The sequence below is a fragment of the Paenibacillus sp. FSL R5-0810 genome, from assembly GCF_038002285.1.
In the GTDB taxonomy this organism is placed as follows: Bacteria; Bacillota; Bacilli; order Paenibacillales; family Paenibacillaceae; genus Paenibacillus_AQ; species Paenibacillus_AQ lactis.
This window is the reverse complement of the sequence record NZ_JBBOCF010000001.1, coordinates 991,272-1,006,675: the sequence shown is the minus strand read 5'-3', so window position 1 is coordinate 1,006,675 and position 15,404 is coordinate 991,272. Positions and strand designations below refer to the sequence as shown.

The 15,404-nt window shown below is 55.0% G+C and carries 13 protein-coding genes; 3 read left to right on the top strand and 10 right to left on the bottom strand.

What is annotated here, in order from left to right; translation table 11 throughout:
* Positions 1-160 precede the first annotated feature (160 nt).
* The gene (locus tag MKX76_RS04700; RefSeq protein ID WP_007128499.1) at positions 161-397 is read right to left on the bottom strand and encodes an indolepyruvate ferredoxin oxidoreductase subunit alpha; all 237 of its coding nucleotides are present in this window, start codon (positions 395-397) and stop codon (positions 161-163) included.
* A 285-nt stretch (positions 398-682) separates the two neighbouring features.
* Here MKX76_RS04700 and MKX76_RS04695 point away from each other — a divergent pair, with 285 nt between their 5' ends.
* On the top strand, positions 683-1,330 hold the full coding sequence (locus tag MKX76_RS04695) for a helix-turn-helix transcriptional regulator (RefSeq protein ID WP_007128500.1): 648 nt from the start codon (positions 683-685) through the stop codon (positions 1,328-1,330).
* A gap of 163 nt (positions 1,331-1,493) precedes the next feature.
* On the opposite strand, the gene MKX76_RS04690 is transcribed toward MKX76_RS04695, so the two are convergent.
* The gene (locus tag MKX76_RS04690; RefSeq protein WP_341033105.1) at positions 1,494-2,594 is read right to left on the bottom strand and encodes a PQQ-dependent sugar dehydrogenase; all 1,101 of its coding nucleotides are present in this window, start codon (positions 2,592-2,594) and stop codon (positions 1,494-1,496) included.
* A gap of 18 nt (positions 2,595-2,612) precedes the next feature.
* Positions 2,613-4,124 carry a UDP-N-acetylmuramoyl-L-alanyl-D-glutamate--2,6-diaminopimelate ligase gene (locus MKX76_RS04685; RefSeq protein ID WP_213617171.1) on the bottom strand — a complete coding sequence of 504 codons (1,512 nt, stop codon included), beginning with the start codon at positions 4,122-4,124 and terminating at the stop codon, positions 2,613-2,615.
* A gap of 240 nt (positions 4,125-4,364) precedes the next feature.
* Here MKX76_RS04685 and MKX76_RS04680 point away from each other — a divergent pair, with 240 nt between their 5' ends.
* On the top strand, positions 4,365-5,219 hold the full coding sequence (locus MKX76_RS04680) for an SDR family oxidoreductase (protein ID WP_213617192.1): 855 nt from the start codon (positions 4,365-4,367) through the stop codon (positions 5,217-5,219).
* Positions 5,220-5,429: 210 nt separating this feature from the next.
* Positions 5,430-6,230, top strand: coding sequence for an N-acetylmuramoyl-L-alanine amidase (locus MKX76_RS04675; RefSeq protein WP_213617173.1), 801 nt, complete (start codon positions 5,430-5,432; stop codon positions 6,228-6,230).
* 168 nt (positions 6,231-6,398) lie between these two features.
* Here the strand turns inward: MKX76_RS04675 and MKX76_RS04670 are convergent, their stop codons facing one another.
* From MKX76_RS04670 to MKX76_RS04640, 7 genes are all read right to left on the bottom strand, one after another.
* Positions 6,399-7,145, bottom strand: coding sequence for a LutC/YkgG family protein (locus MKX76_RS04670; RefSeq protein ID WP_341033104.1), 747 nt, complete (start codon positions 7,143-7,145; stop codon positions 6,399-6,401).
* On the bottom strand, positions 7,142-8,650 hold the full coding sequence (locus tag MKX76_RS04665; protein WP_213617177.1) for a LutB/LldF family L-lactate oxidation iron-sulfur protein: 1,509 nt from the start codon (positions 8,648-8,650) through the stop codon (positions 7,142-7,144). Before MKX76_RS04665 ends, MKX76_RS04670 begins: the two co-directional genes overlap by 4 nt.
* Positions 8,637-9,374: a (Fe-S)-binding protein gene (locus MKX76_RS04660; protein ID WP_007128507.1), complete on the bottom strand. Its 738-nt coding sequence runs from the start codon at positions 9,372-9,374 to the stop codon at positions 8,637-8,639. Before MKX76_RS04660 ends, MKX76_RS04665 begins: the two co-directional genes overlap by 14 nt.
* Before the next feature lie 125 nt (positions 9,375-9,499).
* Positions 9,500-10,276 (bottom strand): DeoR/GlpR family DNA-binding transcription regulator, encoded by a 777-nt coding sequence (locus MKX76_RS04655; RefSeq protein ID WP_007128508.1) that lies wholly within the window; start codon positions 10,274-10,276, stop codon positions 9,500-9,502.
* 19 nt (positions 10,277-10,295) lie between these two features.
* Positions 10,296-11,777 (bottom strand): rhamnulokinase, encoded by a 1,482-nt coding sequence (locus tag MKX76_RS04650; protein ID WP_144878388.1) that lies wholly within the window; start codon positions 11,775-11,777, stop codon positions 10,296-10,298.
* A 113-nt stretch (positions 11,778-11,890) separates the two neighbouring features.
* Positions 11,891-13,147: an L-rhamnose isomerase gene (rhaA, locus tag MKX76_RS04645; RefSeq protein WP_213617179.1), complete on the bottom strand. Its 1,257-nt coding sequence runs from the start codon at positions 13,145-13,147 to the stop codon at positions 11,891-11,893.
* 125 nt (positions 13,148-13,272) lie between these two features.
* Positions 13,273-15,342: a bifunctional aldolase/short-chain dehydrogenase gene (locus tag MKX76_RS04640; RefSeq protein ID WP_341033103.1), complete on the bottom strand. Its 2,070-nt coding sequence runs from the start codon at positions 15,340-15,342 to the stop codon at positions 13,273-13,275.
* Between the last annotated feature and the right edge of the window lie 62 nt (positions 15,343-15,404).

Genomic DNA, 15,404 nt, shown 5'->3' with positions numbered 1-15,404 from the left:
GCCCTACCGAAGGTCAGGGCGCGGTCCCAACCCCCCAGCGAAGGTTTGAGGATAGCCGATCCTTTGGGAGTCCGTTTCTACTGCTTACTATTCCATTCCGGAAACGGACGAACAACAGAGCGGATAGCCTCAAACCGGAGCACTGCAAACCGGAGCGAAACTACTTGCTCCTATAATACTCAACCGCTTTATCAAAATAATGCTTCTGATCCTCGGGCAAATCCTCGAAATAATAGATCGCCGCCACCGGGCAGGCAGCCTCGCAGGCGCCGCAGGAGATGCAAATGTCCGTATCGATATAGAATTGGTCGTCGCCTTCCTCGATACAGTCTACAGGGCACACATCAACGCATTCTCCCGCCTTCTCTTCAATACAAGCCGATCCAATGACATACATCGGTTATTCCACCTTCCCATGTGTGATCATTCATCCATGATTCGTCCGGTCGAAATCTGCTGCAAAATCATAAATCTACAATTTCCATACTTTGTATACTAAAATATATCATAATTATGTAGGGAGCATAGCCGAATGTCAATCGGCCCGCACCCGACGGATGCCGAAAATCCAGGCGAATCGGTTGACTTCTATCCACCAAAGACATAAGATGAGACATATTGCTTTCATCTCAATCAACACAGCTGTGGAAGCTACTCATCGAGAATCAAGGCGGTGATTATTATGGAACAAGAAGTCGCTTACAGCACACGCGAATATATCATGCAATTATTAAAAATAAACGGCGAGCTGAGCACAAAGTCCATTACCGAGGCGCTCGGAATTACCGGAATGGCGGTTCGGCGCCATCTGGAGAGCTTAAAGAATGAAGGCTATATTACATTTCGAACGGTGAAGCAGCCCATGGGCAGACCCGTTTCCCTATACAGTCTTACCGAATCTGCGGAGGATTTCTTCCCTAGAAACTATCATTCCCTCGCCCTGGACCTGCTCCAAGAGCTGCAGGATGAGGCAGGAGATGAGATGATCTCTCTGCTGTTCGATAAGCGGAAAGAGACGCTGCGAAGCAAATATTCGCCTACCGTCGCTGCGGACGCATTAGAGGAACGGGTCGCGGCGCTTGCGCAAATTCAGAATGACAACGGGTACATGGTTGAATATAAAAAGGTCGCCGAAGAAGAGTTCATTCTCGAGGAATTAAACTGCCCCATCTCTCAGGTCGCAAGCCGCTATCAGCATGCCTGCCGCTGCGAGCTGGACTTATTCCGGTCACTGCTCGGGGCAGATGTGGAGCGTACCGAATGCCTGGCCAAAGGCGGCAAAAAATGCGTGTACCACATACGCAACAAGCAGCATGAAGCGCAAACGTAATATCCATTCTTGCCACGAGGCGACCCGTCCATACAGGATGGGTCGTTCTTTTTTTATATCGCCCTGTACGCGAATCCTCTCACCCCGATAGAGCCCTTAACCCAAGGCTCGTACATCTTCTTGCTTTATTTTATTCCCGAAATAACCGATTATGAATCAGCATCTACAATTCCAGTACAAGCAGCCGGTCATCCCGTTCACCAGGCACGCCCCGTCCATCCGTATTATTGGTAATCACATAGATTCGGCCGTCCTGCACCTTCACATCCCGAAGTCTTCCCTCGCCCGCCAGCACCGTTTCAAGCTCGGCCTTATCCGGATCAAACCGGTACAGCTTGCTGCCTGGCAGAGTAGCGACATACAGTAAATCCTGCTTGTCGAACGCCACACCTGAAGGGGCTAATGCAGTTTCGCCAGTGTGGTATACCGGCTGTTCCATGCCGCTCTCCCTCGCGTCGCCTATCATCGCAGGCCATCCGTAATTGGCGCCGGCGGCGATTTTATTGATTTCATCGTGCCCACCAGGGGTCCCAGAAGGTCCGTGCTCGGAACTATACAGCTCTCCGTCGGAATTCCAGTCAAGGCCCTGTGCATTACGATGCCCGAACGAGTATACATAGGAATCCGGCATAGGATTATCGGCTGGAACCGAGCCGTCCGGCGAGATTCGGAGGATTTTCCCCGCCAGGCTCTCCGGATCCTGCGCCAGCTCGCCATTACCTGCATCTCCGGTCGTGATGTAGAGGAAGCCGTCCGGACCGATCGCGATTCTTCCGCCATTATGCACATTGGATCCCGGGATGTCCTCGATGAGAGCATCCGTCTCCTTCCACGCCGCTGCATTCTCTTGAAGAAGCACCAACCGATTCTTGACCGCCCCATCCTGTTCATACGTATGATAGGCATAGGCCGCGTTGGATTCCTCGTAATCGGGTGCAAGGACGAAACCAAGCAGACCGCCTTCGCCAATGGAGGCAATCGGCTTGCTCGTGACTACAGGCAGTCTCGATAAATCGCCATCCCGGATTTGAACGATATTCCCTTCCCGTTCGCTAAGAAAGACGACCTCCCCATGAAAATCGATGGCCCACGGCGTTTCCAAATGCTCGGCAAGCACTTTGTAAGAACCGCCAGTCCCACGCTCAACATTTTCCCTACGTTCTTCCCCTCCCGAAGACGGGGGAGCGGAACCGCCCGAGCATGCCGTCATCAGCAGCATAATCGCCGTAATCAAGACATACGGTATGAAAACATATCGTTTCATCGCACCACTCCTCTGCTCTTATAAGTCTGGGACGATCGCAGTCTGAATGCCTCCTTCAGATTCAGCAATCGAGTGGAGCACAATCTCCTCATCGCTGAACAACTCGGTTGTTCCGCCCGCGACGTAACGTCGTTCATGACCGCGGCCGGTAATGATGATGCGGTCCTCATCCCCTGCCATCTCCACCGCTCGCTGGATCGCTTCTTTACGGTTCAGAACGACTTCCCAATTGATCGATTCCCGGGCATTCAGACCGTCCAGCATCTCCGCCAGGATGACCTCCGGATCCTCTGAAAACGGATTATCTGTCGTAAAAAACACATAGTCACTATGCGAGGCGGCGATATCGGCCATGATGGGCCGCTTCAGCCGGTCTCGCTCCCCTCTGCACCCGAGGACACAGATCATTTTGCCCGAGGTAATGGATCTTGCCGACTGCAGAGCGGCCTTGAGCCCGTCGGGATTATGAGCATAGTCGACCACGACCCGAAAGCTCTTATTGGTTTGTATTTCTTGAAAACGGCCCTGAACTCCTGCAAATTGCTCAAGACTGTGCCGAATGTCCTCCAAATGAATCCCTTCCACTAAACCGACGGCGATCGCTGCCAGCGCGTTATAGACATTGTACATTCCTTGGACCTTCAGAGAAAAACGCCCGTCTCCCCAAGGAGAACGGACCATAAAGCTGCATCCCTCCGAAGCGTGGCGGATATCCTCGGCGCGTATATGTGCAGGCTGCTTTATGCCGTAGGTCACGACCTGCGCCGATGTTCGCTTCGCATAATACGCAGATGCCTCGTCGTCGGCGTTCAGCACGGCTTTCTTCTGCATATCCCGGCTGCTGTTGCCCAATTGGGAGAAGAGGAGCTCCTTCGTGTTGCGGTAGCTGTCCATATTCAAATGATAGTCCAGATGATCATGGGACAAATTCGTAAACACGACGGTTTGAAAATCAGATCCCCGCACCCGCCCCATATCCAAACCGTGCGAGGACACTTCCAGGACGGCATATTCCGCTCCACGCGAAGCCATGGCATGGAAATACCGCTGGAGCTGGATCGTATCCGGCGTCGTATTGAGAGTGGGCTCAGCATGCTCGCCTATCCGCATATACAACGTGCCGATAATGCCTGTTTTTCGCCCACAGTCATTCAATACCTTTTCCACCATATGGGTGGTCGTCGTCTTGCCGTTTGTCCCTGTAATGCCGATTAGTTTAAGTCTTCCGGTAGGATTGCCAAAAAAAGCGTTCGCGAGAATCGGCAGCGCACGGCGCACATCCGGGACCTTGATAAAAGTTACATCCGCAGGGAGATCCGGCAGGTCCTGCTCCGCAACGACAGCAACCGCCCCATTCGTAACGGCATCGCGAGCATAGTCATGTCCGTCGACACGAAATCCGGGCACGCAAATGAACAGACCTCCCGGCTTTATATTGCGGGAGTCGGTATCCAGATTCGTTATCTCTAGCGAAGTACTGCCGGTAATCGTCTTCAGGATCAGCCCGTCCGTCAATGATTTCAGATTCATGCAAGGCTCCTCGTCTCGTGATGGTTTCGTGTCCTATAGGATGTAGAATTAGCGACGAGATATGCGTTTAGTCTAACATTTCTAAATAACCTAACCTTCCGCATAGAAATTGAAACATTTGCCGTAAGCGTTTCCAATGGTTAAGAGGGTTATCGCGCATTCGTACAGAATTTTTAGGTATGAACGAATACATCAACAAACACGGTCATGTCCAGAATTCAATACGAAAGGAAGATGAGCATGGGATTGTTCGCAGGTGATTTGCTTAAGGAAAAGGTTGTTTTGATTACAGGCGGAGCTACCGGACTGGGCCGGTCTATGGGAGAGACCTTCGCGAAGCTCGGGGCCCGGCTCGCCATATGCGGACGCCGCGAAGAACGGTTAAAGCAGACTGCCGAGGAATTCAGAAGCCAAGGGCTCGAGGTATGGTATAAGACCTGTGACGTGAGGGATCCCGCCCAAATCGCCGAGCTTGTGGACGCTGCCGAAGCGCATTACGGGAGGATCGACGTGCTCGTCAACAATGCGGCCGGCAATTTCATCAGTCCGACCGAACGCTTGTCGCCGCGGGCCGTCGATGCCGTGCTTAATATCGTCCTGCACGGCACCTTCTATGCTACGCTCGAAGTTGGCAAACGCTGGATCGATCAAGGCCATCCGGGAACAATGCTTAACATTGTAACCACCTACGCATCGACCGGATCAGGCTATGTCGTTCCTTCCGCCGCCGCGAAGGCAGGCGTCCTTGCGCTCACCCGTTCACTGGCAGTGGAATGGGCCCCATACGGAATACGACAGGTCGCAGTCGCACCGGGACCTTTTCCGACGGAGGGGGCTTGGTCCAGGCTTTCCCCCACGCCCGAGCTTGAGCAGAAGCTGGTGGATCGCGTTCCTCTCCGCAGGGTCGGCCGTCCGGAGGAGCTCGCCGATCTGGCCGCTTATCTGATCTCGGACCATGCGTCCTATATCAACGGTGAGGTCATAACCATCGATGGCGGTGAGTGGCTGCAGGGTGCCGGGCAGTTCAACGCGTTGTCCGAGGTTACGAGCGAGCAATGGGATAAGCTGGCCGAGCTGACGCGGAAAGGAAAGTAATCCACTTCTTTTTCTGCCTCGGATGGACAGGAGCAAACACAAAATGTACCGAATCGGCGTACCCTAATATATGATCCTTGTCCTTGCGGCGGGTAAATCGTATCGGCCAGCACACAACCGTCCCGCGGCCAGAAATCCTTGGCCCTCCCGCTCGCCGCATCGGCTGATCGGTTATCAGGACCTCACAATCCTTAAAGGCGGTGAAACATCTTGAAGAAGGTTTGGATCGATGCCGGACACGGAGGTAAGGATCCGGGCGCCACTGCCAACGGGTTGCAGGAGAAGGATATTGTGCTTGCATTATCTCTTGCCGTCAAAAAAAGACTGGAATCCGAATATGACGGCGTGAAGGTATTCCTCTCCCGCTCTACCGATGTTTTTGTTGTACTGCCGGACCGGACCGCTGCAGCCAATCGGGAGAAAGCGGATATTCTCGTGTCCATTCACTGCAATGCCGGCGGCGGCTCCGGAGGATTTGAAAGCTATCGGTACCCTCATGCTTCCGCAGCTTCAACCGCATTTCATAATGTGCTTCATTCAGAAATCATGTCGGCATTGAAGCCGCTGGGGATAACGGATCGCGGGCAAAAGACCAAAAACCTCCACATGCTTCGCGAAAGCGCTATGCCTGCAGTCCTCACGGAGAATCTGTTTGTAGACGTTGCAGCGGATGCTGCCCTATTGAAACGGCAGGAGGTTATGAGCGCTTTGGCGGCCGGCCATACGGCTGGGATTGCTAAGGCTTTGGGACTTCAGCGAAAAGGAGGGAATCAGGTGGATCAACCGGGACGCGATATTCATGTGGTAAGTCCCTGGGCAGCCGCGGCTTGGGATGAGATGACCAAGAACGGTTATTTTGACGGGAGCCGGCCGGGCGCACCGATTACGCGGGAGGAATGCGCCATTGTTTTCAACCGATTACGCAAAGATATCCTGTCCATGATGTCTGGAAGTCAGGAGCAGCTTAAGGCGCTGGAGAAACGTCTGCAAGACCTGGAGGACGAAAAATAAACGATTGAACTGCAAAGAGGCTGTCCCGGGTTCATTCTTCCGGGAACAGCCTCTTGTCAATGAGTCGATTTGAATCGATTGCTTGCGTTGGTTGAACCACGCACAACCTAAGACCATGTGTCATCCATCTAGAAGCTGGCCAACGGCATGGGCGCCTCAACCGGCAGCCTATGCATCGGAATCATCATCCACCAATGTCGCAAACACGATTCCAGGGCCGTGAACGCCGATCGTGAGATCATTCTCGATGTCGGCGGATCGGCTCGGTCCGGATATAAAATGAATGCCTGCAGGCAGCTGCTCCCGCCCCGCTTCATCGAAACGCACCAGAATCTCGCCTAACCGGGTAACCATCCGGTCAACCGGTACGATCGCCATCAGGACGGTAGGCAGCAAACTGACGGATCTCCCCTTGGCCGGCGAAGACGTAACGACGAGCGAACCGGTATAAGCGGCCGCATAATCCGCCATGACGATTCCGATATCGGAGCGGGATGCAACGGCCCGCCAATTCTCATCTTGATCCTCGTTCCAGCTGCGTACGATAGCTTCCGGAAGCGACGACGCAAGGTTTAATGTGGAGAGCTCCACTTCGTCGTTGATCAGGATCGATCCCGCGCTCATCTCGGAAGCTTTATCCACGATAAACGCTGACGCCTCCGCCCGGTTTTTCACCCTCACTACATGACCGCCAGCGGCTTCAAAATTCGCCGTAAACTGGCGAATGCGGTCCTCAATCGGCAATTGGAATTCCTTCCAGAAATCCGGCGCGCCCCGGAACGGATGCTTCGGCCTTGTCCGAACCCGCTCCCGGCCCAATTTAGCGGCGATGCCGTCCATAAAAGTCTCCTGCTTCGCCCGCGACCGGGCTTCCAGCCGCTTCAGCCACTCGTCAGGCTGTACTGGATTCGTCATTGACCATGCCCTCCGTTCTTTCGCTGATCCATCAGCTTACTGAGCCTGTCGGCCACTTCAGGGTTCATCGGCATGGAGTCGCTGTGCAGCTCCTGTTCAACCTTCGACCAGCGGTCCCGGAATGAATCCTTCGGCAGCTCCGGGGTCACCCGGTACGTATTCCATCCCTTCAACGGCCCGATTCGGACACGAATCTCACCGTTGCGAACGACGAGCTTCTGACCGAGCTTACCCAGCCGGACGACATTTCGGTACCGCTTCGCATTCCCCATCACGACCGAGAAGCCTTTCATGCCCAGCGTCTCCGCCTTGTTCCCGCGCCCGGCCTCGACCTTCCTTCTGCGCAGGTAGACAAGCATATCATGCAGCGGAATCTTGACCGGACACGCCTCATAGCAGGCTCCGCACAGACTTGAAGCATTGGCGATATCGTCCCATTCCGCGACGTTCTTCTTCAATGCCGGCGTCAGCACGGCGCCGATCGGCCCGCTGTAGGTACCGCCATAAGCATGACCGCCAATATGCCGGTATACCGGACAAGCATTCAGGCAGGCGCCGCACCGGATGCAATTCAGCAGCTCCTGAAATTCCGGATCGCCCAGCTGAAGGGATCGGCCGTTATCGATAATGATGATGTGCATCTGATCCGGTCCGTCCGCATCCTGCTCCCTCCGCGGTCCCGTAATCCCCGACATGTAGACGGTCAGCTTCTGGCCCGTCGCCGATCTTGGCAGCAATGTCGCCATCACTTCAAGGTCTGACCAGGAAGGAATGATCCGCTCCATCCCCATCAGGGTGATCTGCGTTTTCGGAACGGTCGTGACCATCCTTGCATTCCCTTCATTCTCGAACAGCACCATCGAACCGGTCTCCGCGATCGCGAAATTGCAGCCGGTCATACCGATATCCGCCGCCAGAAACTTCTCGCGGAGCTTCGTTCTGACAAAGCCGGCCAATACCGCCGTGTCCGCAGGCAAATCCTCTCCCGCTTCCCGGGAAAGCAGTCCTGCGATTTGATGCCGATTTTTATGAATGGCCGGGATAATGATATGGGAAGGCGTTTCATTCGCCAGCTGGATAATGTACTCTCCGAGGTCTGTTTCAATCGCCTCCACGCCGATGGAATCGAGCGCCTGATTGAGATGCAGCTCCTCCGAAACCATTGACTTCGATTTCACTACCGACTTCGCGGATGCATGCTTAGCGATTTCAAGAGAGATCGCAACGGCTTCCTCGGCCGTATCGGCAAAATGGACATGAGCGCCGTTCGCCCGGGCGTTCTCGGCAAACTCATTCAAGTAGTAATCCAGATGAGCGATCGTATGCAGTCGGATCTGCCGCCCACGCTCACGCCAATCGTCCCAGTTGCCATGCTCCTCCGCTGCCAGCTTCTTGCCTAGCCGGAGCCGCTCGGTCGTAAACCGGACCGCGCTGCGCAGAAAATCGTTTCCTAAAGCATCGCGGGCACGCTCCTTTACCGTCTGACCTTTCTCAGCCGCGCTCATGGACGCTCACCCCCTCATACAGCAGCTCCGCCAGATGCATCACCCGAACCTTTTCTCCCCGATGCCGCAGATTGCCTGCAATATTCAGCAGGCAGGCCATATCCAGGCCGACAAGCACTTCGGCTTCCGTTTCCAGCACGTGGTCGCTCTTCTCGGTTACCATCGCACCGGAAATGTCGGCCATCTTCACGGCAAAGGTGCCTCCGAAGCCGCAGCAATCCTCAGCATAGGGCAGCGGAACCAGCTCTAAGCCCTTAACGCCGTTTAAGAGGCGAATCGGCTCATCCTTGATGCCTAACAAGCGGCTGCCGTGACAGGAAGGATGATACGTAACTTTATACGGAAAATAAGCGCCTACATCCGAGATGCCCATGACGTCGACCAGGAACTGCGAAAATTCATAGACTTTGGATTGAAGCGCTTTCGCTTTCTCCAGGTATTCGGCATCTCCCTTGAACAACTCCGAATAATGGTGGATCATATACGTGCACGAGCCCGAAGGGGCAACGACAAAATCGCTGTCTTCAAAAGCATCGAGTATGGTGCGCGCAGAAGTTCGCGCATCGTCCCAATACCCGCTGTTAAAGGCCGGTTGACCGCAGCAGGTCTGAATATCCGGAAATTCCAGCTTAACGCCGTATTTCGCCAGCAGCCGGGTCATGGACTCAGCCGCCCGCGGGAACAAAGCGTCGCTGAGGCATGTGACAAATAATGATATTTTCAACTTCCTCCACCCCGCTTAGCACACATTATGATGTATAAAAAATGACTCTGCCGAGTCGAATGATCGAGAAGCCCCCCTTGCGGGGGACTGTATGACATGGGCCGTACGGAACAAGCCGATCAAGACTAAACCGATCGAAACGAGATGCCCAGCGCTTGATAGGGCTCTGCCTCGTGATCCGGCAGCCGGCGGTCCGTGATGATCATGTGCACCTGCGACAGATCGGCAACCTGGGTAAAAGCCTGAACGCCGAATTTGCTGGCATCGGCCAAGACAATGGCCTGATCGGTCATGCCCATCATTTTATGCTTGATTCTGGCCTGAAGCTCGTTGGATTCGCTGAGCCCCCGTTCCAAATGAACGCCTTTGCAGGAGAGAAACGCTTTATCCACGTAATACGCATCGAGCGACCGTTCCGCAAGCGGCCCTACAAATGACAGCGAACGATGGGCCAAAATGCCGCCAGTCGAGATGACCTGCACCTTCTCCTTGGCGCTAAGCTCAGCCGCCACCTTGATGGAGTTGGTCAGCACGGTCAGCGGGATATCCGGAATAATCCGGGCCATATACCACGCGGTCGAGCTCGCATCCAGCAGGATCCGGTCGTTCGGCGAAATCAAGGTTACCGCTTCCTCCGCGATCCGCTGCTTCTCCGCCGCATTCATAATTTCCCGTTCCGCGTACGGCACCTCCGGTTGCGACCGATGAATTTCCGGTTGATCCTTCACGCTGACCGCGCCCCCGTGCGAACGGCGCAGGCGTCCCGATTCCTCCAGCCGGTCCAAATCCCGGCGAATCGTCTCCTCCGTCACGCCGCATATCCGGCTAAGTTCCGCAACACGGATGCTTCCTCTCTCGTTGACCAACTGTACAATTTTCTCATATCGTTCAGCAACCAGCATGATACCGCCCTCATCCTTACTATTGTTGTATTGTGTTCCCTCCGGTTCTTTGCTTGAACAAACCGTAGGCTTCTTCCCATAACGGGACATCCGCAGGCTCATATACGCGAACCTCGAAGGAGTCTCTAATTACGGCACGAGCCTCCCAAATATCCGAAAGCTCGCCAAGCGAAATCCATTGCACCGCCATATTGCCGGCGGCGCTCCCTTCCGCAGGACCGGCCCATACCGGCTTGCCGATCGCATTCGCAGTCCACTGGCACAACGATTCGTTGTGAATGCCGCCGCCGACCATATGCAGCCCCTTGAACGTTTGACCGGACAGCGCCTCGGTCAATTCCAGCACCTGCCGGTAACGCAGCGCCAAACTCTCCATAATGCATCGTACGATTGCGCCTGGGGTTTGCGGCGGCTTCTGGTTGGTTCGAGCCGCATATTCCCTGATCCGCTTCGGCATGTCTCCGGCCGGCAGAAATACCGGATCGTCCGGATCGATAAAGCAGGCGAATGCAGGCTCCGCTTCTGCCATCATAACCAATTCGGAATACGAGTACAATACGCCCTCGAGCTCCCAGGAACGCTTCGCTTCCTGCAAAATCCACAGCCCCATGATATTTTTGAGCAGGCGGAATGTGCCGTAGACGCCCCCTTCGTTCGTAAAGTTCAGCTCCCTTGCCCTTTCGGTCAGTACCGGTCTCTCAACCTCCGTCCCCATCAGGGACCAGGTTCCGCAGCTCAGATACGCGAAGGAACGTTCCAGCGCCGGAACGGCTGCGACGGCAGAGGCGGTATCATGCTCCGCAACCGCGTAGACCGGTATCGGAGGAAGCCCGAGCTCGCCTGTTACGGATTCGCGCAGCTTGCCGGCCATCGTCCCCGGCTGAAGCACGGATTGAAAGATGTTTGAAGGCAGGTGCAGCTTCCTGAGTAATTCGTCGTCCCATCCGCGGGCTACGGGATTATACAGCTGGGTCGTCGTGGCGTTCGTAAACTCGCTGACCATCTCCCCGGTAAGGAAATACCGGAGGAGATCGGGAATCATCAGGAAGCTGCCGGCTTCCTGAAGCAGAAATGGCCTTAACTGCTGAATGGAAACGAGCTGGTAAATCGAATTGAACGGAAGAAATTGAATCCCTGTCCGGCTGAAAATTTCAGCAGCCGGGATCTCACGGAACACTCGCTCCATAACACCTTCCGTGGCCGGATCCCGATAGTGGTAAGGGTTCATGAGCAGCTCACCTCGGGCATCAAGGAGGCCGAAGTCGACCGCCCATGAATCGATGCCGATGCTGGCAGGCAGTTCTTGTTCCCCTTTTGCCCGGAGCAGTCCCTGCTTAATCTCGTGGTAAAGCCTTAGAATATCCCATTGAAACCGGTCACCGACGCGAACCGGATCATTCGGAAACCGGTGGATCTCCTTCATTTCGATGGTCCGGCTGTTCAGCCGCCCGAGCATCGCTCTGCCGCTGCTTGCTCCTAAGTCAAACGCAAGAACGCTCACCTATCCCAAGCCTCCTTCTGGTCCCGTTGTAGACTTTTTCTTGAGAACGCTATCACTATTTCGGTCCATAGCTGTTTAATTATACTGATTTCACTGCAGCATGCCGCATCCCTTTATCGCTTCAGCAGCACATCCTGCTCATAACGCTTGACTTCGGCAAGCCATTCTTCCCGAACAGGTACGCCCATCTTCTCGCAGTAATAATCCCAGACGGCTCCGAACGGATACGATTTGAACTCTTCCATTAAAGCCAGGCGTGTGGTGTAATCGCCATCCAGCTCCGCCTGCTTCAGCTTCTCGGTCGGCTCCAGCTTTGCTCTCAGCAGCGCTTTGATCGTATTGCGCGTTCCGATCACCCAGGCAGCAATTCGATTGATGCTTCCATCGAAGAAATCCAAGCCGATATGCGTCGTTGGCAGCAAATGATTCCGCACGAGCTCTCTTCCAATCTCCAGCAGCTCGTCGTCCATAATGACGACATGATCGCTGTCCCAGCGCATCGGGCGGCTAACATGAAGCAGAATGCCGTCCGTGAACAGCGCTAAAGATGACAGCTTCCCGGCGATTCCTTCCGTCGGGTGGAAATGGCCTGCATCCAGGCAGATCAGCTTGTTATTGCGCATTCCGTACCCCATGTAAAACTCATGGGATCCGACGACATACGCCTCTGAGCCGATACCAAACAGCTTGCTCTCCACCGCATCCAGATTCCAGGCCGGATTCAGCTCTTCGGCGAAAATCTCGTCCAGCGCATCCTTGAGCCGCTGTCTTGGAGCCAGCCGGTCTACCGGCACATCCTTGTAGCCGTCAGGCACCCATATGTTCGTGACGCAGGTCTGCCCCAGCTGCTCGCCGAAATAGGCGCCGATCCGCCGGGAGGCCTTGCAATGGTCAATCCAGAATTGACGGATTTCCGGATCCGGGTGACTTAGCGTAAAGCCGTCCTTGGACTTGTCGTGGGAGAAGCACGTTGGGTTAAAGTCAAGACCGATGCCCTGCTCCTTCGCCCAATCCACCCATTTTTGAAAATGTCTGGGCTCCAATTGATCCAAGTCAACGCTTTCATCCGTGTCCGCATAAATGGCGTGCAAATTGACCTTGTGCGTCCCCGGTATCATGGACATCGCCTTGGTCAGATCGGCCCGCAGCTCTTCCGGCGTGCTTGCGGCGCCCGGATACTCGCCCGTAACGGAGATGCCGCCCGACAATTCCTGGTCGCGGAACAAAAAGCCGCGCACATCGTCACCCTGCCAGCAGTGAATGGATATTTTGATGTCCGAGAGCTCGGCAAGCGCCTGGTCCACATCGATGCCGTGGGATGCGTACTGCTTCTTCGCCTCTTCATAATTCCGTGCAATATCCTGCCTCATCTTGGTACCTCCCGCCTCATAAAAAGATAAGGTCAGCAGGGGACAAGCCCCTGCTTCCTTTCATGGCCGTGCCTGAACGGCCTGGATGCTTCACCAAGGAGTCCAGCTTGTTGCCTTCTGTCTGATCAGCGAGTAAATGCGGCAGGAACCCCGCCATCGATCGTCAGCATGCATCCGGTAGTCTTTAAGGATTTCGACGAAGCGAAGAAGGCGATGCCTTCAGCGATGTCCTGCGGATAAATATTAACCAGCAGCGTGGTGCGCTTGCGGTAATGCTCCTCGAGCTGATCCGGCTCGATGCCGTAAGCGGCCGCCCGCTCGTTTCTCCAGTTCGAGTTCCAGATCGCCGAGCCCTGCAGGATGGCATCCGGCAAAATGGTATTTACCCGGATGCCGTACTCTCCGCCCTCGGCCGCGATGCAGCGTGCCAAGTGCGCCTCCAGCGCTTTCGCGGAGCTGTAGGCAGTCACGTTCTTGCCGGCATAGATGGAGTTCTTGGAGCCGATGAACACCATGCTGCCTCCGATGCCTTGTACCTTCATAAGCTTGAAGGCCTCTCTGGCTACGAGGAAATATCCGGTCCCAAGTACATTCATATTCAGGTTCCATTCCTTCAACGACGTCTCATCGAGCGGACTTGATGTCGCAAGACCTGCATTGTTCACGATGATATCCACACCGCCGTACGTCAAGGAAGTTTCATGATAGGCCTGCTGCACCGCGGATTCGTCGGTTACGTCCATTTTTACGGCAATGGCACGGCCATCGCCGTATGCCGCATTAATCTCTTCCGCAACCTTCTGCGCGCCTTCCAGATTCAAATCGGCCAGCACGACATGCGCCCCCTCGGCGACGAGCCTGCGAGCCGCTGCGCTGCCGATGCCGCCGGCACCGCCGGTAATGAATGCCACTTGCCGGGAGAATTCCGCCTCGGCCGGAGCAAGGGTCAGCTTGTAAAGCTCCAGCGGCCAATATTCCACGTTGTAGGATTCATTTTCGCTCAGGGAGACGAATTCACCCAGCGCTGTCGCCCCGCGCATCACCGCAATGGCACGGTGGTAAAGCGCGCCGCTGACCTGGGACATCGCCCAGCTCTTGCCGGTATTAATCATGCCGAGCCCCGGGATGAGGATAACGCGTGGGGCGGCTTCGAACATGACGTCCCCTTCGTGCCGGTTCCGTTCAAAATAAGCCTGATACTGCTCCTTGTACGCCGCAATTCCAGCTACAAGCTTCTCTTGCAGCCCTTGGGCGTCATCCGCATCCGGCGTCCAATCGATAAAGAGCGGAACCACCTTCGTATGAACCAGATGATCGGGACAAGCTGCACCGACCTGAGACAGCTTCGGCGAATCGCTGCCGCATACGAAATCCAGCACATCATCCTGGTCGTCGAAGGTCAGGATCATCTTCTTGCTGTCGCTCACCGCGCCGCGAATAGCTGGCATGATCTCGCCGGCAATGCGTCTGCGGACGTCCTGAGGCAGAGGAGCAAACTTCCGTCCGCCGAACAGCTTGCTGTCATCGATCCGCGCCTCGATATACGCCTCCGCCTCGCTTATAATCCGTATTGTTTGGGCGTAGCATGCTTCGGATGTATCTCCCCAGGTAACGAGGCCGTGCTTCTCCATCAATACGAGCTCGGCTTTCGGATTGGCGAGCACGCCCTCGGCAATCATCTTGGAGAGGGTGAAGCCAGGACGTACATACGGCACCCACACAAACTGGTCTCCGAAAATTTCCTGCGCGATTTCTTTGCCGTTATGTGCGCAGCACAAGCTGATAATGGCGTCCGGATGGGTATGATCCACATGCGGAAACGGAAGGAAAGCATGCAGCAGCGTTTCGATGGAAGGCCGAGGGTCCTTGGCATCGACCATGCAGTGACCAAGATATGCGACCATTTCTTCATCCGTCATCGACTCGCGTTCAAACAGCGGCCGGATGTCTTCCATTCGCAGACCTGTGAAATTGCCCGCTTTCATCGTGGCAAGGTCGGAACCGCTTCCCTTGACATACATAACTTCAACGTCTTTGCCGCGGAAATCCTTAATCGTTGTTTTGCTTGACGTGTTACCACCGCCCCAATTGCAGACACGGCGGTCCGCGCCGATCAGATTCGAACGGTAAACAAGCTCCTCACGCGTATTCTGCGCCTGCTGCGCCTTCGAATGTTCCCATAAGCTCTGTACCATGAAAACTTCCCCTCCGATTCATGTCTTCGATTGCTTTGTATTTGCCCTCATCTTATCATGTT

What these genes read in the sequence shown, in the direction of transcription:
- MKX76_RS04665 (WP_213617177.1), bottom strand. Translation starts at nt 8,650, where the DNA reads ATGAGCGCGGCTGAGAAAGGTCAGACGGTAAAGGAGCGTGCCCGCGAT.
- MKX76_RS04695 (WP_007128500.1), top strand. Translation starts at nt 683, where the DNA reads ATGGAACAAGAAGTCGCTTACAGCACACGCGAATATATCATGCAATTA.
- MKX76_RS04690 (WP_341033105.1), bottom strand. Translation starts at nt 2,594, where the DNA reads ATGAAACGATATGTTTTCATACCGTATGTCTTGATTACGGCGATTATG.
- MKX76_RS04670 (WP_341033104.1), bottom strand. Translation starts at nt 7,145, where the DNA reads ATGACGAATCCAGTACAGCCTGACGAGTGGCTGAAGCGGCTGGAAGCC.
- MKX76_RS04640 (WP_341033103.1), bottom strand. Translation starts at nt 15,342, where the DNA reads ATGGTACAGAGCTTATGGGAACATTCGAAGGCGCAGCAGGCGCAGAAT.
- MKX76_RS04700 (WP_007128499.1), bottom strand. Translation starts at nt 397, where the DNA reads ATGTATGTCATTGGATCGGCTTGTATTGAAGAGAAGGCGGGAGAATGC.
- MKX76_RS04655 (WP_007128508.1), bottom strand. Translation starts at nt 10,276, where the DNA reads ATGCTGGTTGCTGAACGATATGAGAAAATTGTACAGTTGGTCAACGAG.
- MKX76_RS04685 (WP_213617171.1), bottom strand. Translation starts at nt 4,124, where the DNA reads ATGAATCTGAAATCATTGACGGACGGGCTGATCCTGAAGACGATTACC.
- MKX76_RS04680 (WP_213617192.1), top strand. Translation starts at nt 4,365, where the DNA reads ATGGGATTGTTCGCAGGTGATTTGCTTAAGGAAAAGGTTGTTTTGATT.
- rhaA (WP_213617179.1), bottom strand. Translation starts at nt 13,147, where the DNA reads ATGAGGCAGGATATTGCACGGAATTATGAAGAGGCGAAGAAGCAGTAC.